The following is a 19,477-nucleotide window of genomic DNA, read 5'->3' on the forward strand; positions in this document are numbered from 1 at the left end:
AGGTCAGCATGCCATCGGCGATGGCAGGTGCAAAAGCCGCATCAGGCGGCCCTGCAAAAGGTGGGGAATTGTAGGCAGGGCCGTACCGCAGTAAATTGATCTACATCAAGCTAAGTGTTACATCAGGCGACAGACATCCGCTTCCCAGCGATATCCCATGCCATACACCGCACGAATAAATGGCTGTTCCGCATCAAGGTTTTCCAGCTTACGACGCAGGTTCTTGATATGACTATCAATGGTGCGGTCGGTGACCACACGATAATCGTCATAAAGATGGTTCAGCAACTGCTCGCGCGAGAACACTTTACCCGGCTCCAGCGCCAGGGTTTTCAGCAAGCGGAATTCAGCGGGCGTCAGCTCCAGTTGCTGTTCGCGCCAGCTGGCCTGAAACGCCCTTCATCGATCAGCAGGTGCGAGGCCAGCTGCGCCTCTTCCGGCGATCGCTTGACGCGGCGCAGGATAGTTTTCACGCGCGCCACCACTTCACGCGGGCTAAAGGGCTTGCAGATGTAATCATCCGCGCCAATCTCCAGCCCCAGCAGGCGGTCAATCTCTTCGATGCGTGCTGTCACCATAATGATCGGCAGCTCGGAGAAACGGCGAATCTCACGGCACAGCGTCAGGCCATCGCGGCCTGGCAGCATCAGATCCAGCAACATCAAATCCGGCGGCGAGTGCTGCACATAGCCCAGCACCTCGTTGCCGTCGGCAATATGGTGGGTGCGATAGTTGGACGCCTGCAGATAATCAATCATCAGCTGCGCCAGCTTGGGTTCATCTTCAACAATAAGGATCAGGGGATCGTGATTATCCGGGCTCATAAGTTATTTCTGGTGAGGAACATACGGCAAGTTTAGCGCGATTTGCAGTCCACCTAAATCAGAGTGATCCGCAGAAATGCTGCCGCTATGTGCTTCAACAATATTTTTACAGATCGCCAGGCCTAATCCAGAGCCGCCGCTGGCGCGATTGCGTGAGCTTTCCGTACGGAAAAAACGTTCAAAAAGTTGTGCCTGATGCCCGGCATCGACGCCAGGTGCGCTGTCGGCAAAGCGTAATTGCCAATATTCACCGTTTTGCTGCAGGCTCACCTGCACTTCGCCCCCGGCATCGGTGTAACGCAGGCTGTTCTCCAGCAGGTTGGTGAACAACTGCATTAAACGATCGGGATCGCCAAAGCTCTCTGCCTTCGTCGGCAGCGCCAGATTCAACTTCAGGTCACGGCTGCGATAGCGTTCACCGAAGCTGCCGGCCACCACTTCTAGCAGATTCACCACATCGACGGGCTGTTTGCGATAGGCGAGGGCGCCCGCGTCAGACAGCGACAGTTGATGCAGATCGTCCACCAGCTTGGTCAGCACCACCACTTCACTCTGTAATGAGGTGATGGCTTCCGGCGTCAGCTTGCGCACGCCATCCTGCATCGCCTCCAGCTCACCGCGCATGATCGCCAGCGGCGTGCGCAGTTCGTGGGAGATATCGGCCATAAAGGCGCGGCGGTTACTTTCGTTCTTTTCCAGCGAACTGGCGAGCTGATTAAAGTCGCGCGCCAGCTGACCGATTTCATCACTGCTGACCACCTCGACCCGCGTGGAGAATTTGCCGGCCGCCAGTTCATGGGTGCCATCCACCAGCCGCTTCACCGGGGCCAGTAAACCGCGCGCCAGTAACCAGGTGACCAGCGCCGCCAGCAGTGTGGTGAGCGTGACGATCATCCAGCTGGTGCGCCGCTGTTGCAGATCAAAGTTGATATCGGTACTGCGCGTCAGCCGCTCAGCAGGCGAGGCGATCACCCAACCCACCACTTTGCCGGTGCTGGTGGTGATGTTGCGCCGCGTGCCTTCCGGCGGGACCGGCGAATGCGGCCCGGACAGCACCTTATACTGCTGGTCGATAATCCAGAATTGGGTGCGCCAGCCGTGCGGAGGCAATTGAGTGCTGCTGCCGGGGTTTTGCTCCATGGATCGCAGAATAGTGAAAATCAGGCGATCGTTGTTGCGCAGAAAATCCCAGTCACCGTGCTGCTCGTACTGGTCCGCCAGCGCATCGCTTAACAGGGTTAGCCGTTGCTCATTGCCCTTTTTGATGTAATCGACAAAACCATGCTCAAAGCTGAGGCGCACGCCCCAGTGCATGGTAATGATCACCAGCATGCAGGTGGAAAAATCGCCACAAACAACTTGGCACCAATGCCGAGTTTCAACGGCTGCTTCATGCTTTTCTCCTGCCTCTGAGATCCACGTTTTTACTCACATCTTTGGGTACGCGCCAGAACACCAGTGCTGGTAACACAATCACTAACGCCATGCACAGATAGGTATAAATAAAGGTTTGATGAGCGGCCGCGCTATTGGTGACGGCACCGTGAGCGAACGACCCCAACAGCAATCCTGCCACCGTGACGCCAATACTCATCGACAGCTGCATGATCATGGAGAGCAGACTGTTGCCGCTCGAAGCCAGATCATCCGGCAACTCTTTCAGCGTTAAGGTGTTCATCGAGGAGAAGCGGATAGCATTCACCATCCCTTGCAGCAGCAGGACCACCGGCAGCATCCACACCCAGCCGAGCAGCGCCACGGCCGGGAACAGCAACACCACCAGCGCCAGTGCGATAGTCGCCCCGACCAGCGCATTGCGATAGCCAAACAGGTTAACGATGCGCACCACCACGCGTTTGGTGCCCATATTGCCGAGCACCATCGGAATCATCATTAATCCGGCGTGGAACGGGCTGTAGCCAAGACCCACCTGCAGAAAGATCGGCGTCATAAACGGCAACATGCCGCTGCCGATACGGCCGATGAAGCTGCCGAGCAGGCCAATCGAGTAGATGCGGTTGTCGAACAATTTCAAGCTAAACAGCGCGTTGTCGTTGTTGCGGCCGTGCATCAGGTAGAACAATAAGGAGAACACGCCAACCAGAATCAGCGCGCCGAGCAGCAGCGGGGAGCCACCGGTGCTGCGCTGGCCGTCGAGCGCCAGCGTCAAGGTTGCCATGCCGACCGCCAGCAGCACAAAGCCGAGGAAATCGAAGCGTTTGGTTTGCATGGTGTAATTGGGCATAAGCGTCAGCGTGGCAATCGCGCCAATAATCCCCACCGGAATATTGATCAGGAAGATCCAGTGCCAACTGGCGTACTGCACCAAAATCCCGCCCAGCGCCGGGCCGAGCAGCGGACCGATTTGCCCTGGCGTGGTAACAAAGGTCATCGCCGACATGTATTGCTCGCGCGGCACGATTTTCATCACCGTCAAACGTCCCACGGGCACCATCATCGCGCCGCCCACGCCTTGCACCACGCGCGCCATCACCAGTTGATCGAGCGAAGTGGAGAAGGCGCACAGCACCGAGCCGATGCTGAACAGCACGATGGCGCAGAAGAAGATGTTGCGCACGCCGAAACGATCTGCCAGCCAGCCGCTGATCGGCAGCGTAATGGCCACGGTAAGCACATACGACACGATCACCGAGTGCATATTCAGCGGGCTGACGTTGAGATCGCGCGCATCGAAGGGATGGCGGTGTTGACGATAGTGGTATCCAGCGCCTGCATAAAGAAGCCGAAGGCGACGATCCACAGCTGCCAGCGCACGGTGGCGTTTTGCGAGTTCATGGAGAGTACCGTTGTATTAAAGCCAGTTTTCGCTGATTAACCCGTTCACCCGTGAAAACTCGCGCAGGTTGTTGGTAATGAGTGTTAGCGCTTCACTTCGCGCGTGTGCAGCGATGTGTAAATCATTTAGACCAATGGGTGTGCCTTTCTTTTCCAGGTCAGCGCGAATCGACCCGTAATGGAATGCTGCCCTTTGGTCGTAACTGAGTACGTCCAGACGGGAAATAAAGTCTTCAACAGTGCGTAGATTCCTTTCAGGAAAAGCACTTTTCTCCGCACCATGAACGAGTTCAGCAAGCGTAATCGATGAGATGACCATGCGCCCGACGTTGGCATTAAAGCGTTCTAAAACCTCAATCGGGCGGCGTTTGATGACATAGATAACGATGTTGGTATCCAGCATATAGCGATGCATTAAAAATCTTCCCTGTCAGATTGCTCCTGTGACGCACGTTCATTCATAAAATCATCGCTTACGCTGGGACCATCGAGGAAAAAGCTATCCCAGGCGTTTTCTATTGGTGTGAGAATGCGCTCTTTGCCAATCGCACGCACCGTGACATTTTTCACGTTGTCTGGAAAGCGCACGTCAGCAGGAATACGCACGTTTTGCGTACGATTATTGGTAAACACTGTACCTTGAGACATATAAACCTCCTTCATAGTGACTGGGTAAAGTTTACTCGCTTAATGCTATATGGCAAAGGTATATAGCATGGTCATTCGGTAATCAATGCCGCTTTTTTACGCCGGCTCAGCTTATCCATCATCAGATACACCACTGGCGTGGTGTAGAGCGTCAGGAGCTGGCTCATCAGCAAACCGCCTGCGATGGTGATCCCGAGCGGTTGACGCAGCTCCGCGCCGTCACCGCTGGTTAGCACCAGCGGCAATGCACCAAACAGCGCCGCCAGCGTGGTCATTAAAATTGGGCGAAAACGCAGCTGGCACGCCTGGAAAATCGCGTCACGCGCGCTGAGATTGCCATTGCGCTGCGCCTCCAGCGCGAAATCCACCATCATGATGGCGTTCTTCTTCACGATGCCGATCAGCAGCAGGATCCCTATCAGCGCAATCAAGCTGAACGGCGTATTAAACAGCTCCAGCGCCAGCAGCGCACCGACACCCGCTGAGGGCAGGGTGGAAAGAATGGTCAGCGGATGCACATAGCTCTCATACAAAATCCCCAGCACGATATAAACCGCCGCAATTGCCGCCAGCATCAGATACAGCTGGTTGGATTGCGACTGCTCAAACACCTGCGCGGTACCGGCAAAACTGCCGCGTACGCTGGAGGGCACGCCGAGCGCCGTCATGGTGCGCTCAATTGCCGCCGAAGCTTCCGATAACGACACGCCTTCCGGCAGGTTAAACGAAATGGTTGAGGCGGCAGACAAACCTTCATGGTTCACCGACAGCGGCGCGTTGGCCGGTTGCCATTTCGCAAATCCACTGAGCGGAATCGCTTTGCCCTCGCTGTTGATCACGAACATCTGATCGAGCGCGCTGATATCCTGGGTGTAGCGCGGATCGACTTCCATCACCACTTTGTACTGATTCAGCGGCTGATAAATGGTGGAGATCTGCCGCTGACCAAAGGCGTTATTCAGCAGCGCATTGGCAGCCGACACGTCTATCCCCAGCCGCGCCATGCTTTCCCGATCGTAGGTCAGGTCCATTTCGCTGCCTTTGTCTTGCTGATCGGAGTTCACATCCACCAGTTCCGGCAGCGCGGCAAACGCCAGGCGAATTTTCGGCTCCCACTCGCGCAGGTCGGCAAGATTATCCGACAGCAGGCTGTACTGATAGCTGGCGTTGGATTCACGTCCACCGATGCGAATATCTTGCACCGCGTTGAGATACAGGTTGGCACCGGGCTCTTTCGCCAGCTTGGTGCGCAGGCGTGCAATCACTTCCTGGGCGCTTTCGCTGCGCTCGGACAGCGGTTTGAGCGACACGAACATCGAGCCGCTGTTGGTGCGCGAACCGCCGGTAAAGCCAGTGACGTTATCCACCGCCGGATCGGCCTTGATGATGTTCATAAAGTCCTGCAGCTTGCCGCGCATCGCCTGGAACGAGATGCTTTGGTCCGCCGAGATAAAACCGTTTAAGCGCCCGGTGTCCTGCTCCGGCATAAAGGTTTTCGGGATCGAGATAAACAGATATACCGTCAGCCCAACGGTGGCGAGCAGCAGCATCAGCACCCAGATGGCGTGATTCAGCACCCATCCCAATGAACGCGCGTAGCCGTGTTGTACGCTCAGCATCACTTTGGCGAAACCACGGGTGCGCGGCTGGCTGCGCTTTTCCTGTGGTTTCAGCAGGTAAGCGCACATCATTGGCGTCAGGGTGACGGAAATAAACAGCGAGATCAGGATCGCTACCGATAAAGTAATGGCAAATTCTGAGAAGAAGCGCCCAATAATGCCGCCAATCATCAGCAGCGGCAGGAACACGGCGATTAACGACAGACTCATCGACAATACGGTAAAGCCGACTTCGCGTACGCCGGTTAGCGCCGCCTGTAACGGCTTCATCCCGGCTTCGACGTGGCGAGCAATATTTTCCAGCACCACAATCGCATCATCAACGACAAATCCGGTGGCGATGGTCAGCGCCATCAACGACAGGTTGTTGAGGCTGAATCCGCACAGATACATGGCGGCAAAGGTGCCAATCAGCGAAACCGGCACGGCCGCCGCCGGAATTAAGGTGGCGCGGCCGTCGCGCAGGAACACAAACACCACCAGAATCACCAGCGCCACCGCAATCATTAATGATTGCTCGACTTCCTGCAGTGAGGCGCGAATGGTGGGGGAACGGTCCTGGGCAATTTGCAGATCGATGGCGGCCGGAATCACTTCATGCAGCAGTGGCATCTCGCTGCGGATGCGATCCACGGTTTCGATGATGTTGGCATCCGGTGACTTGCGCACCACCAGCAGCACCGCCGGTTTGCCGTTGGTCATCCCAGCGTTGCGCACGTCCTGTACCGAATCTTGCACATTGGCCACATCGCTCAGGCGCACCGATGCGCCGTTGCTGTAATGCACCACCAGCGGCTGATATTCGCTGGCGGTTTGCAGTTCATCGTTGGTGCGTACCTGCCAGCGCTGCTGCACATCATCAATCGCGCCCTGTGGACGACGCTGGTTGGCATTGCTGATGGCGGTGCGCACCGCATCCAGCGAAATGCCCTGGTTAAACAGCGCCTGCGGATTAAGGTCAACGCGCACCGCAGGCAACGAGCTGCCGCCCACGGTGACATCGCCGACGCCCTGAATCTGCGACAGCTTCTGCGCCAGCTGCGTTGAGGCGTAATCATACAGCTGACCGGGATTATAAATATCTGAGGTCAGCGTCAGGATCATGATCGGTGCATCCGACGGGTTAGCTTTGCGATAGGTCGGGCGGCTCGGCATGCCGGTCGGCAACAGGCTTTGCGCCGCATTGATCGCCGCCTGCACATCACGCGCTGCACCGTTGATATCGCGGTCAAAATCGAACACCAGAATAACGCGCGTGCTGCCGAGTGAGCTGGTGGAGGTCATCTCACTGACGCCGGCAATGCGCCCTAATGAACGCTCCAGCGGTGTCGCCACCGAAGCCGCCATGGTTTCAGGCGAGGCGCCGGGCAGCGAGGCGGTGATCACGATTACCGGGAAATCCAGCTGCGGCAATGGCGCCACCGGCAGCAGGCGGAAGCCGAGAATACCGGCCAACGCAATCGCCAGCGTCAGCAGCGTAGTGGCGACCGGGCGATGAATAAACAGCGCGAAGAACTTCACGGCTGCGCCTCAGAACGCTTGAAGCGACGGCGCGTGGCGTGCGCCAGGCGATCGAACAGCAGATAGATCACCGGCGTGGTGAACAGCGTCAGGATCTGGCTGAGTATCAAGCCGCCGACCATGGCAATGCCCAGCGGATGACGCAGTTCTGCGCCAACCCCGGTGCTTAACATCAATGGCAAGGCTCCGAGCAGTGCCGCCATGGTGGTCATCAGAATCGGACGGAAACGCAGTAAACAGGCCTGATAGATGGCTTCACGCGGTGCCATGCCTTGCTCGCGCTCGGCGGCCAGCGCGAAGTCGATCATCATGATGGCGTTTTTCTTCACGATACCAATCAGCAGGATGATGCCGATGATGGCGATAATATCCAGCTCGTTACCGCTCAGCATCAGCGCCAGCAGCGCGCCCACGCCCGCCGTCGGCAGCGTGGAGAGAATGGTGATCGGATGGATAAAGCTCTCATACAGCACGCCGAGCACGATATACATCGCCACCACTGCCGCGATAATCAGCCAGACGGTACTGGTGAGCGCCGCTTCAAACGCCAGCGTGCTGCCCTGGAACTGCGTCATCATCTCGGCTGGCATGCCGACCTGATCTTCTGCTGCGCTAATCGCTTTCACTGCTTCGCCCAGTGAATAGCCTTCGGCGACATCAAACGAGAAGGTGGCGGACGGGAACTGATCGAGGTGGTTAATACTTAACGCCGCATGACGCTCTTCCACCTGTGCGATGGCGCTGAGCGGCACACTGCCACCGTCGGTGCTGGTCAGACGGATGCCGTCGAGACTGGCGAGTCCCGGCGTGTGCTCGTTGTTCTGCTCCAGCACCACGCGATACTGATTGGCCTGGGTGTAAATGGTGGAAATCAGGCGCTGGCCGAACGCGTTATACAGCGCGTTATCGACATCCGCCATGGTGATACCAAGGCGGCTGGCGCTATCACGATCGACGCGGATAAAGGCTTCCAGCCCCTGATCCTGCCAGTCGCTGCTGACGTCACGCAGCTGCGGCAGGCTGTTAAGTTGCTCCAGCAGCTTCGGCACCCAGGTGCTGAGTGATTCCAGCGAGCCCGATTGCAGCGTGAACTGATACGGCGTGCGGCTCGCCTGGGTTTCAATGGTCAAATCCTGTACCGGCTGCAGCCACAGCGACACGCCCGGTATGCGGTCAATCTGCTGTTGCAGACGTTTCTGCACCGCAGGAATACGGTCGTCACGTTCGCTCAGCGGTTTGAGGTTGATCTGTAACGCGCGCTGTTGAGTGCCGCGTTGGTGCCATCAACGCCGACGAACGAGGTCATGCTCTGCACCGCGGGATCTTTCATGATGATCGATGCCACATCTCGCGTGCGATCCGCCATGCTGGCGTAAGACACCGACTGCGGAGCCTGCAATGTGCCCTGGATAATGCCGTTGTCCTGCTGCGGGAAGAAGCCTTTCGGGATGGCGATCCACATCAACACCGTCAGCAGCAGCGTGCCGAGCGCCACCGATAAGGTGATCCACGGGTGCTGCAACACGCGCGTCAGGCCGCGGCCATAGCTGGCAATCACCCGATCAAACATCACTTCACTGGCGCGCGAGAAACGGTTCTGTTTACGCAGCGATTCGGCACTTAGCATGCGTGCGCACATCATCGGTGTCAGCGTCAACGACACCACGGCGGAGATCAGAATCGCTACCGCCAGCGTTACGGCAAATTCGCGGAACAGGCGACCAATCACATCGCCCATAAACAGCAACGGGATCAGCACCGCAATCAGCGAGAAGGTGAGAGAGATAATGGTGAAGCCGATTTCTCCCGCTCCTTTCAGCGCCGCCGTCATCGGCTTCTCGCCTTTTTCGATATAGCGCGAGATGTTCTCAATCACCACGATAGCGTCATCGACCACAAAGCCGGTGGCGATGGTGAGCGCCATCAGCGTCAGGTTGTTGATCGAGAAGCCGAGGAAATACATCGCGGCAAACGTACCGACCAGCGAGAGCGGAACCGCCACGGCGGGAATAATCGTCGCCGGGACGTTACGCAGGAACAGATAGATAATCATCACCACCAGGCCAATCGCCAGCAGCAGTTCATGCTGGGTATCGGCCACCGATGCGCGAATGTTGGTGGTGCGGTCTGTCAGCAATTTCACGTCCACCGACTTTGGCAGCGTGGCGGTGAGGGACGGCAGCAGTGCACGGATGCTGTCTGCGGTGGCGATGATATTGGCGCCAGGCTGGCGCTGCACGTTGAGCACAATCGCCTGCTGACGGTTAGCCCACGCGCCGAGCCAGCTGTTTTCAGCACCTTGTTCAATCGTGGCAACATCACCCAAACGCACCGGCGCACCGTTGTTGTAGCTGATGATCAGCTTGCGATAATCCTCGGCGGAGGTCATCTGGTCATTGGCGGCCAGCGTGATCGAGCGTGTCGGGCCATCGAGACTGCCTTTGGCGGAGTTGACGTTGGCGTTGGTGATAGCGGTGCGCACGGTTTCACTGGTTAAGCCTAACGCCGCCAGCGCCTGCGTGTTCATTTTCACGCGTACCGCTGGGCGCTGCCCGCCGGACAGCGTCACCAGGCCGACGCCGGTCACCTGCGATATTTTCTGCGCCACGCGCGTTTCCACCATGTCCTGCACCTGGGTGAGCGGCATGCTGGTGGTGGTGACGGCGAGCGTCATGATCGGCGGATCGGCGGGATTGACCTTGCTGTACACCGGCGGATTCGGCAGATCGCTGGGCAACAGATTGGTGGCGGAGTTGATCGCCGCCTGCACTTCCTGCTCGGCGACATCCAAAGACAGCGTCAGCTGGAACTGCAAGGTCACCACCGAGGCACCGCCAGAGCTCTGCGATGCCATCTGCTTCAGCCCCGACATCTGACCGAACTGGCGCTCAAGCGGGGCAGTAATCGAGGAGGTCACCACATCCGGGCTGGCGCCGGGGTAAAGCGTGACCACCTGAATCGTCGGGTAATCCACCTCGGGCAACGCTGATACCGGCAGAAAACGATAACCGAGCACGCCCGCCAGCAGAATGGCGATCATCAGCAGCGTGGTCGCCACCGGGCGCAAAATAAAATGGCGTGAGGGCCCGCCGCTGCTGTCTGGAGGCATCACCTGCATTATTGACGCTCTCCACGCGCCGGCTGAGCAGCCCGCGTGCCGTGTGTGACGGTGCTTTGTGGCGATACCACTTCAACGGTGGCACCTTCGGTCAGACGATCCAATCCGTCGGTGACCACGCGCTCACCCGCTTCGAGACCGGCGCTGATCACCACTTTCTGACTGTCCTGTAAGCCGGCGGTGACGCTTTTTTTACTCACTTTGTTTTCGCTGTTCACCACCCAGACAAAGTGACCATCGTTGCTCATTTGCAGCGCGGCGGTTGGGATCACCACCGCATCCTGCAGCGTGTCCACTTTCAGGCGCGCATTAACGAACTGATTGGGGAACAGCGCATCATCCTGATTATCGAATCGCGCTTTAAGTTTAATGGTGCCGGTGGTGGCATCAATCTGGTTGTCGAGACTGAGCAGCGTGCCGCTGGTGAGCAAGGTCTTGTTGCTGCGATCCCAGGCTTCAACAATCAGTGGCTGGCCGCTTTTTTGTGCCTTGAGGATCTGGCTGATGTTGTTCTCTGCAACGCTGAATACCACGTCAATCGGATGGGTTTCGGTGATTACCACCAGGCCAGTGGTATCGCCGGACGTAATGTAGTTGCCGACATCGACCTGCTTCAAGCCTACGCGACCGGAGATCGGCGCGGTAATGCGGCTGTAGGTGAGATTGAGCTGCGCACTGGCAACGTTGCCTTCATCGGCTTTAATCGTGCCGAGGGTTTCACTCACCAGCGAGCGTTGAGTATCCAGTTCCTGCTGCGACACCAGCGAGGTTTTCGCCAGTTTTTCATAGCGACTGAGATCGCGTCGTGCATTGGCGAGCGTAGCCTGATCTTTTGCCAGCTGGCCCTGCGCCTGAATTAAAGCGACTTGATACGGACGGGGATCGATCTCAGCCAGCAGCGCACCCGCTTCGACCTGCTGTCCTTCCTGAAAATGTAATGCCATCAGCTGGCCGTCAACGCGGCTGCGCACGGTGACAGTATTGGCAGCGGTGACGGTGCCGAGCCCGCTGAGATAATAGGGCACGCTCTGGGTGGTTGCGGCTGCGGCCTGCACCGGTGCCAGCGGACGGCGATTGGCCCCGCCAGCGCCCCGACCATGATGCTGCTGGCCCTCGGCTTGCGGCTGCTTACTCGGTTCCGCAGGATGCTGCCACCAATAATATCCACCCGCCAGTGCGGCAATCACGACAACGGTTATCAGGCTTTTTTTCATTCGGCTGTTCATTGCTATGTTGCTCTCCAGCGGTTTCGTATTCCCCAAATGCGAAAGCAAAATGGCCGTTTCGCAAACGAAATGATTGTAGACGCCGGGCCGGCAAAATTGAAGGAATTAAGAATATCTCCGCTAGCGGGCTAAGTATTCATATTACGTAAACATTTTGGCAGGAAAACGCATAAGCGCAGCGATTTCCTTTGCTAAGCTCAAAGGCAGTCATGTCTCGTTTCAATAAGGAGAACAAAATGAGTCAACAGAAAACCCGTCAGCTTGGCGACAGTGGTATTCAGGTTCCGCTTCTCACTTTTGGCGGCAACGTTTTTGGCTGGACGGTCGACGAGAAAACCTCGTTCTCGCTGCTCGATGCGCTGGTGGAGAAGGGGCTATTCTTTATCGATACTGCCGACGTCTATTCGCGCTGGGCTCCCGGCAATGAAGGGGGCGAATCCGAAACCATCATCGGTAAATGGCTGAAAAAGAGCGGCAAGCGCGACAGTATTGTGCTGGCAACCAAAGTCGGGATGGAGCTGTCACCGGAGAAAACCGGGTTGAAGCCGGCTTATATCCGTCAGGCGGTAGAAGATTCGCTGCGCCGTTTGCAAACCGATGTGATCGATCTTTATCAGGCGCACCGCGACGATCAGGATACGCCGCTGGTGGAGACGCTGAAAGCCTTCGATTCACTGATTAAAGAAGGCAAAGTGCGTGCGATTGGTGCCTCCAATTACAAAGCGCAACGCCTGCAGGAAGCGCTGGATATCAGTAAAAAAGAGGGTCTGGCGCGCTATGAAACTCTGCAGCCGGAATACAACCTGTATGACCGCCAGGATTATGAAGGTGGGCTGGAACAAGTGGCGGTTAAAAATGGCCTGGGCGTGATTAACTACTATTCGCTGGCCAGTGGTTTCCTGAGCGGCAAATACAAAAAGCCGGAAGACGCCAGCAAAAGTAAACGCGGCCAGGGCATCGTCGAGAAGTATCTCAACGAGCGCGGCAAACGCATTGTCGAAGCGCTGGAGGATGTGGCGGCTTCGCATGATGCGTCTGCTACTCAGGTGGCGCTGGCGTGGCAGATTGCCCGTCCGAGCATCACTGCACCGATTGTGAGTGCGACCTCGCTTGAACAGATTAATGAGCTGGTGAAAGCCACTGAGTTAGAGCTGAGCAAGCAGGAAATTGAAGAGCTGGCGCGCGCCAGTAACGCATAGTGACCACGGGGCGCTACGGCGTCCCGCATTATTTTGTTTTTTTGCCATGCAAAAAATGCCATTTCTGTAAAAAAATATTCATTCATAGACCACTGTCACAATTGCATTATTTAACTATCACCCTTGCATTCACTGCGCACATATTTGCAAAAACTGACATATCCCCAGCACTATCCTCTGTTCGATCCTTTCCAGTCACTCCACAAAAGAATAATGATCATGAACAGAAAAAAGCAGTGCAGCATATGCCCCGTCTGGCAGCGGGCACCCTGATGTTTGCGATGTTAAGTACATCAGCAATGGCGGCTGATGCATTTAGCTATGACTCACCGTATATGTTCGGCGATTGGGGTGGTTCCCGAACGCAGCTGGAAAATGACGGCATAAAATTCGACGTCAATTACACCATGGAGAGCGCGTCTAACCTTGCTGGTGGCGCTGATACCAACACCTCAATGCGCTACAGCGATCAGTGGGCATTTGGCGCAAACTTCGATCTGGAAAAACTGCTGAACTGGCAGGACGCACAATTCCAGATGACCATTACCGATCGTAATGGGCAGAACATCTCCGATCAGGTGGCCGATCGCCGCACCGGGATGCTTTCTTCGACGCAGGAAGTGTATGGCCGTGGACAAACCTGGCGCCTGACGCAGTTCTGGTTAAGCAAAGGCCTGTTCGATGACGCGGTTAACCTGAAAGCCGGTCGTGTCACCGTCGGTGAAGATTTCGATAACTTCGACAGTAAGTTCCAGAACCTTGCCTTTGGTAGCGGCCAGGCGGGTAACTGGCGTGGCGATCGCTGGTTTAACTGGCCGGTATCCCAATGGGGCGGTCGTGTGAAATTCAACATCACGCCGGAAGTGTTCTTCCAGGTCGGCTTCTATAACCAGAACAGCTCGAACTACGATCGCGGCGATGGCTTCCGTCTCGACACCAGCAACTCCGAAGGCAATATGGTGCCGGTGGAACTGGGCTGGAAACCAACCTTGGGTGCCGACAAACTGCCGGGTAACTACCGTATCGGGTATTACTACTCGTCAGCCAACAGCGATAACTACGGCAGCTGGCGCGATGGGGCTTATCAGAGCCAGGATCACGCCTACGGCGGATATGTGCTGTTGCAACAGCAGTTGACGGCGCAAGGTGGCGATGCCAGCCGTGGTTTGGGCGTGACGGTTCAGGCGGTGATGAACGACCACAAAACCTCGAAAACCGACAATTACCAATCCATCAGCTTTACCTGGAAAGGACCGTTTGATGCGCGTCCACAGGATGAGATCGGGGTTGGTGCGGCGCGTATTCACGTCAACAGTGCTTATACCCGCTCGCTGCGTGAGCAGAACAATGCCAACGGCGAAACTGATTTCAACAGCCCAACTTATCTGCCGATTCAGGATGGCTCGGAATATAACTACGAGGTTTATTACAACGCGCAGCTAACCAAATGGCTGCAGCTGCGTCCGAACCTGCAGTATGTGGTGGCGCCGGGTGCAGTGAGTGAAGTGAAAGATGCGTTTGTTGGCGGTATCGCGGCGAACATTAATTTCTGATTCGCGGATGCAGACGAAAATGGCGGCCAGATGGGCCGCCATTTTTTGCAGATTAACGGAACATCACTTCCGCCCAGCGCGCCAGACCGGCGGTAACCGAGCCGAAATCATCGCCACCGGCAATGGGCGTGTCCGGTAAGGCCTGCTGTAATGCCGCACGCAGCACCGGTGATCGTGCGCTGCCGCCGGTGAGATAAATCACTTCCGGCTTGGTTTCACAGGTCGCCAGCGCCAGATGAACCTGCTCAAGAATCCGCTCCAGCGGCTGATTGATGGCTTCTTCCAGCTGCGTGGCACTGATTTCAGCCTGCAATGATTGGGCAATAAATGCCAGCGAGGCGTCTGTTTCAGCCACTTCAGACAGCGCAATTTTGCTCTCTTCCGCTGCGCGCACCAAACGATAGCTCAGCTTCTGCTGCCACACTTTCAGCAGGTGCGCCACTTTCTCACCTTCTTCGGCATCGCGAATTAAATCACGCAGCAGTTTGCCACTCGCCGCTGAATAAAAATCGCTCTGCGCCGGAACGTCGTTAATCGCGACGGCATTCCACCACGGCAGCGCGGGCAGGGCGGTGCCTTTCTGCGTGTTACCGCCAAGGCCCAGCAGTGGCATCAGGGTTTTGAACGCCAGCACGATGTCCAGATCGTTACCGCCCACGCGGCAACCACTGTGGCCTAACAGGCTTTCACGACGATCGGTTTTGTTGCGCCATTCCGGCCCCATTAGCAGCATCGAGCAGTCGGTGGTACCACCGCCGATATCCACCACCAGCACGCGCGTCTCTTTATCCAGCGTGGCTTCAAAGTCCAGCCCGGCCGCGACCGGTTCGAACTGAAACTCCACGTCTCGGAAACCGGCACGCTTTGCCGCTCGCAGCAAAATACCCTGCGCCTGCTGGTTCGCGTCTTCGCCACCAAGGCCCTGGAAGTTAATCGGGCGGCCGATCACCGCCTGCTCAATCGGGCGGTCAGTTTGCGTTTCGCCCTGCTGGCGAATGTGCAACATCATGGCGCACACCAGATCTTCAAAGAAGGCGATTTGCTGTGGTTTCAGGCCGTTAGCGCCAAGGAAAGATTTCGGTGATTTCACAAACCACACGTCTTCCGGGTCCACCATATATTGTTGCAGCGCCGTCAGGCCGAACTGCACGCTGCCTGGCGTGACCTCAATATCTTCTTCGCGGTTATAGCGTAATGCACGCTGCAACAGCGCAGTGCCTTCAACGTCCGGTGTTGGCACCTGATGATGACGATGCAGCCATTCGCTGATCGCTTCGCGCGTTGGCGCACAAATCATGGAGGGAAGCAGGCGCTGACCTTTCTCCAGTGTCAGCAGGCGCGGTGTGCCGTTCTCGCTGACTGCGATTGAACAGTTGGCCGTGCCGTAATCGAATCCAATGAACATTTTATCCCCCATGCCAGAAAAAAGGGGGCGACTTTAGCGCAGCCAGCGCGGGCTGGCAATAAGCAGTGTGGCAGTTTACATCTGCACTTCCTGATAAACGTGATACTGACCACGGCCCGCGTGTTTTGCGCTATAACAGGCGACATCCGCCTGTGACATCACCACGTTACTGATGCAGTTATGCTGATCAATCTGCGTAATCCCCGCGCTGGCCCCGACGTGATAGGGATGATCATGCCAGACAAAGGTGTATTCATTGACCGAAGTGACAATGCGCTGCACCACATCGCGCATCTGATCGACTTCGCTATTAGGCAGCAACACGCCAAATTCATCACCGCCAAGGCGCGCCAACACATCGCTGCTGCGCAGATGCCTTTGCATCAAATCCGCCAGTTCGCGTAACAGCGCATCGCCCGCTGCATGTCCGGCACTGTCATTCACCGCTTTAAACTTATCGAGATCGATAAACACCAGCACGTGCTGGGTGTTGTTGGCTGCGGCATCGTTGACCATGCGCTTGAGCTGCTGTTCAAAACTGTGGCGATTCGGCAAACGGGTCAGCATATCGTGTGAGGCGCTGTAGGTCAGGCGCTTCATCATTTTGCGCGATTCACTGACGTCCTGAATAACCATCACGGCACCAATGCTGGCGCCGGTTAAAGTTTTCAGCGGCGTAATGCTGTAGTGAATTTCCACCTGAGTGCCATCCGGCGTATGCAGCACCAGCTCCTCTTCCAGATCCGGAGAGGTTTTTCATCCGGTAAGCGGCACAGCAAGACATTTTCCACGCGCATGCCGGTTGCGCCTCGCGTGATATTCAGCAATTCAGTAATGGCGACGCCCGCAGCTTGCTGCTGTGACCAGCCGCTCAGGGTTTCGGCTACCGGGTTCATAAAGGTGACGCGCATTTCATCGTCGGTACTGATGACCGCTTCACCGATGGAATCCAGCGTGATCGCCATACGCTCTTTTTCCTGGAACAGCGCTTCGTTCAGCGCACGCAGTGGCGTAATGTCCTGGCAGATCCCGAGCATACGTTCGATTTGGCCATCCTGGCTGAGAATGCGATTCGCCTCGGTGCGGATAAAACGTGAGCCGCTGGGCAGAATAATACGGTATTCCAGATGGAACGCGCTGCGACGTTCAATCGCCTGCTGAATAGCCAGCGCCGCAGTTTCCCGCTCGGCAGGATCAAGCAAATGTAACCACACATCATAGGTGGGCACCTGATGTGGCCCCAGCGCGAACAGCTCATACATGCGCTTGTCCCACAGCATTTCACCGCTCAGCAGGTTCCACTCCCACACGCCGATACCGCCAGCTTCGTTAGCCAGCGTGATACGTTCCATCAGACGACGATTCACCTGCTCACTTTGTTTGAGTTCAGAAATATCGACAATCTGCGCAATAAAATAGAACGGCTGCTGTTGTGCATCGCGCACCATGGAAACCGTCAGGCGCGCCCAGACGATCTCACCATCCTTGCGGAAATAGCGCTTCTCCATGGTGTAGGTCATGATTTCACCTGCCACCAATCGCTCCAGCTGTTGCAGATCACTGTTGAGATCGTCGGGATGGGTGATTTGCTGGAAGGTCAGTTTTTTCAGCTCGTCCGCCGGAAAGCCCAGCGTCTGACACAGCGAATGATTCACCTGTTGCCAGCCGCCGTTGGGCGAGACCAGCGCCATGCCGATCGCCGAATACTCCATTGCGTTGCGAAAACGGGTTTCACTCTCACTGATATGATGCTTTTCACGCTGGAACGCATCCATCACCAGCGCCATCACGTGGCTGGGGAGCAGCACCAGCAGGAATGGCAGCCAGGTGCTGACCTGACCAAACAGCAATTCATTTTGCGCCAGGTTAACCCAATTGAAGGCCAGCAGAATCGAGATAAAACTGGCATTGAGGAAGAACAGTACAAAGGCTTCAAACTTGGGCAGGCGCACCGCGCACCAAAAGAGGATCACCACAATAAAGGTGAACGGCCACGGCAGAAAACGCAGTGATAAGTAGCTGGCGAGCAGGGTAACGAACAGCGTCAGCAAAGTTTCCAGCTGGCGTCCCGGCGTGATCAACTGGCGCAGGGGCTTATTCGGCCACAGCAGCAATACCGGGCCAAACGCCAGCACGCCAATCACCTCGGAAATAACCCAGGTAGAAAAGAACGGTAGTGAGGCGCGGTGGCCGACCTGAAGCATCCACACTGCGACCACGCCGCCGATCAGGGGGGCAATCAGACCGGCGCAGAGGGCGAATCGCACCCAATCGAGCAACGAATTTAGGGGGTTTTTACGATCGAGTAACGCGCGCAGCATCAAGCCACCCAAAACGGCTTGCACCATATTCAGGATGGCAAATTTAAGGTTGCTTAGTGCCGGACCAATCACCAGCAAATTAGCCAGCGAGGTGCCAATCACGCAGCCAAGCAGCAGCAAGGGCACGTGCTTTGAAGGGGCACGAAAAACCACCACCGTCATTAAGGCCGTGGAATACCAAAGCGGGGAAATGCGGCCGCTGACGACAATCAGTTCCAGACAAAATAGCGTCAGCAAAAAGGCTAAAGCGCCAAGGAACAAGGCGTTAAGCCAATGTCTTTGCGATCTATCCGGGGAGGTCAATATCTCTAGGGTCATGCACGAATCCAGCCGCGCGCATTCGCTACACGACGAAAAATGCGCCAATCATTCTCTGTTTTGCATGCTAGCACATCTCAATAAGATGTCTGTGCAGAAATCTATTTTAGCGGGTATTCAACCCATTGATGGGTCTCTGTCGCAAAATTTCTACTGCCGAAACAGGTCGGCGCGCGTGTAGGGCTTTTCCAGCCCGGCGAGATTGGCAGAAAATCGTTCGAGGAATTGCTGGGTGGTGGCGACCCGCCCGTGTCCCATTAACACCAGCGGCAACAGCAACGCGACACACACCTGCGCCAGACTAAACCCTTTGAGTGCGGTACGTCGCTGCGTCACCAGGAAGGCGCTGCTCAGGGTAAAGCCCAGCATCAGACCCGCCAGCACTTCGCTAAAGGAGTGCGCATGAATTACCAGCCGTGACAGGCCAACCATCAGCGGGATGGCATAACCAATGCCGATGGTGAGGGTGCGCCAAAAGGTGGGAAATCGTCCCGATACCAGCCACATCATTACCGGCCACAAGGTGGCAGACATGGCGCTGTGGCCGCTAAAGCCGGTGAAGTTGAATCTGGCACTACCAATTCCGAAGCCAAGGAACAAAATTTTCGAGAGGCTAACCAGCAAGCCAGCGAGGCCAAAGGCCAACAACCAATACCAGACGGTTTGGCGGTTATCGCTTTTCCATGGCAATACCAGTGCGATGATCACCGCAGTCGGGATCAGCAGCATACTGTCGCCAAAATAAGTCAGGGTTTTCCAGCTCATACTTTTCCTTGCGGCTTCATTTATCAACCTGCGCTGGACAGAGCACAGGCAGGTGAACAGTGTATCGATTAAGCGTCTGGCTGCAAAAGGGGATATTCTGAAAAGCCGCTGGCCCATTTCTCTGGCATCAAACCGGTGAAATACCTATAATTGCCGCCAACAAA

The 19,477-nt window shown here is 56.3% G+C and carries 8 protein-coding genes and 5 pseudogenes; 2 read left to right on the forward strand and 11 right to left on the reverse strand.

What is annotated here, in order from left to right:
* Nucleotides 1-117 precede the first annotated feature (117 nt).
* From baeR to HA45_RS24040, 8 genes and pseudogenes are all read right to left on the reverse strand, one after another.
* Nucleotides 118-824, reverse strand: a pseudogene (gene baeR, locus HA45_RS24005) (envelope stress response regulator BaeR).
* A 3-nt stretch (nucleotides 825-827) separates the two neighbouring features.
* Nucleotides 828-2,218, reverse strand: a pseudogene (baeS, locus tag HA45_RS24010) (envelope stress sensor histidine kinase BaeS).
* A pseudogene (gene mdtD, locus HA45_RS24015) lies at nucleotides 2,215-3,620 on the reverse strand (multidrug transporter subunit MdtD). Before mdtD ends, baeS begins: the two co-directional pseudogenes overlap by 4 nt.
* A 16-nt stretch (nucleotides 3,621-3,636) precedes the next feature.
* Entirely contained in the window at nucleotides 3,637-4,035 is a 399-nt protein-coding gene (gene vapC / locus HA45_RS24020) for a type II toxin-antitoxin system tRNA(fMet)-specific endonuclease VapC (RefSeq protein ID WP_100701008.1), read from the reverse strand.
* Nucleotides 4,035-4,268, reverse strand: a complete 234-nt coding sequence (gene vapB / locus HA45_RS24025) for a type II toxin-antitoxin system VapB family antitoxin (protein ID WP_034824846.1) — start codon at nucleotides 4,266-4,268, stop codon at nucleotides 4,035-4,037. The genes vapC and vapB overlap by 1 nt, the downstream gene beginning before the upstream one ends.
* A 71-nt stretch (nucleotides 4,269-4,339) precedes the next feature.
* Nucleotides 4,340-7,408 (reverse strand): multidrug efflux RND transporter permease subunit MdtC, encoded by a 3,069-nt coding sequence (mdtC, locus tag HA45_RS24030; protein WP_100701007.1) that lies wholly within the window; start codon nucleotides 7,406-7,408, stop codon nucleotides 4,340-4,342.
* Nucleotides 7,405-10,526: pseudogene (locus tag HA45_RS24035) on the reverse strand (MdtB/MuxB family multidrug efflux RND transporter permease subunit). The gene mdtC and the pseudogene HA45_RS24035 overlap by 4 nt, the downstream one beginning before the upstream one ends.
* A complete protein-coding gene (locus tag HA45_RS24040) occupies nucleotides 10,526-11,752 on the reverse strand; it encodes an MdtA/MuxA family multidrug efflux RND transporter periplasmic adaptor subunit (RefSeq protein ID WP_100701005.1) in 1,227 nt (408 codons plus the stop codon). The pseudogene HA45_RS24035 and the gene HA45_RS24040 overlap by 1 nt, the downstream one beginning before the upstream one ends.
* Before the next feature lie 236 nt (nucleotides 11,753-11,988).
* On the opposite strand from HA45_RS24040, the gene HA45_RS24045 reads away from it, so the two are divergent.
* Both HA45_RS24045 and HA45_RS24050 read left to right on the forward strand, forming a co-directional pair.
* On the forward strand, nucleotides 11,989-12,951 hold the full coding sequence (locus tag HA45_RS24045) for an aldo/keto reductase (protein ID WP_100701004.1): 963 nt from the start codon (nucleotides 11,989-11,991) through the stop codon (nucleotides 12,949-12,951).
* A 245-nt stretch (nucleotides 12,952-13,196) separates the two neighbouring features.
* On the forward strand, nucleotides 13,197-14,504 hold the full coding sequence (locus HA45_RS24050; protein ID WP_162288459.1) for a carbohydrate porin: 1,308 nt from the start codon (nucleotides 13,197-13,199) through the stop codon (nucleotides 14,502-14,504).
* A gap of 52 nt (nucleotides 14,505-14,556) precedes the next feature.
* Here the strand turns inward: HA45_RS24050 and yegD are convergent, their stop codons facing one another.
* The 3 genes and pseudogenes from yegD to HA45_RS24065 form a co-directional block, all read right to left on the reverse strand.
* A complete protein-coding gene (yegD, locus tag HA45_RS24055) occupies nucleotides 14,557-15,909 on the reverse strand; it encodes a molecular chaperone (protein ID WP_100701003.1) in 1,353 nt (450 codons plus the stop codon).
* Between the two features lie 75 nt (nucleotides 15,910-15,984).
* A pseudogene (locus HA45_RS24060) lies at nucleotides 15,985-18,548 on the reverse strand (diguanylate cyclase).
* A gap of 150 nt (nucleotides 18,549-18,698) precedes the next feature.
* On the reverse strand, nucleotides 18,699-19,313 hold the full coding sequence (locus HA45_RS24065) for a phosphatase PAP2 family protein (protein ID WP_100701001.1): 615 nt from the start codon (nucleotides 19,311-19,313) through the stop codon (nucleotides 18,699-18,701).
* Between the last annotated feature and the right edge of the window lie 164 nt (nucleotides 19,314-19,477).

It is taken from the genome of Pantoea rodasii (assembly GCF_002095465.1).
In the GTDB taxonomy this organism is placed as follows: Bacteria; Pseudomonadota; Gammaproteobacteria; order Enterobacterales; family Enterobacteriaceae; genus Pantoea; species Pantoea rodasii.

Excerpts from the sequence above, each read along its gene's own strand:
- vapC (WP_100701008.1), bottom strand. The coding sequence starts at position 4,035 with ATGCATCGCTATATGCTGGATACCAACATCGTTATCTATGTCATCAAA.
- vapB (WP_034824846.1), bottom strand. The coding sequence starts at position 4,268 with ATGTCTCAAGGTACAGTGTTTACCAATAATCGTACGCAAAACGTGCGT.
- HA45_RS24040 (WP_100701005.1), bottom strand. The coding sequence starts at position 11,752 with ATGAACAGCCGAATGAAAAAAAGCCTGATAACCGTTGTCGTGATTGCC.
- HA45_RS24045 (WP_100701004.1), top strand. The coding sequence starts at position 11,989 with ATGAGTCAACAGAAAACCCGTCAGCTTGGCGACAGTGGTATTCAGGTT.
- HA45_RS24050 (WP_162288459.1), top strand. The coding sequence starts at position 13,197 with ATGCCCCGTCTGGCAGCGGGCACCCTGATGTTTGCGATGTTAAGTACA.
- yegD (WP_100701003.1), bottom strand. The coding sequence starts at position 15,909 with ATGTTCATTGGATTCGATTACGGCACGGCCAACTGTTCAATCGCAGTC.
- HA45_RS24065 (WP_100701001.1), bottom strand. The coding sequence starts at position 19,313 with ATGAGCTGGAAAACCCTGACTTATTTTGGCGACAGTATGCTGCTGATC.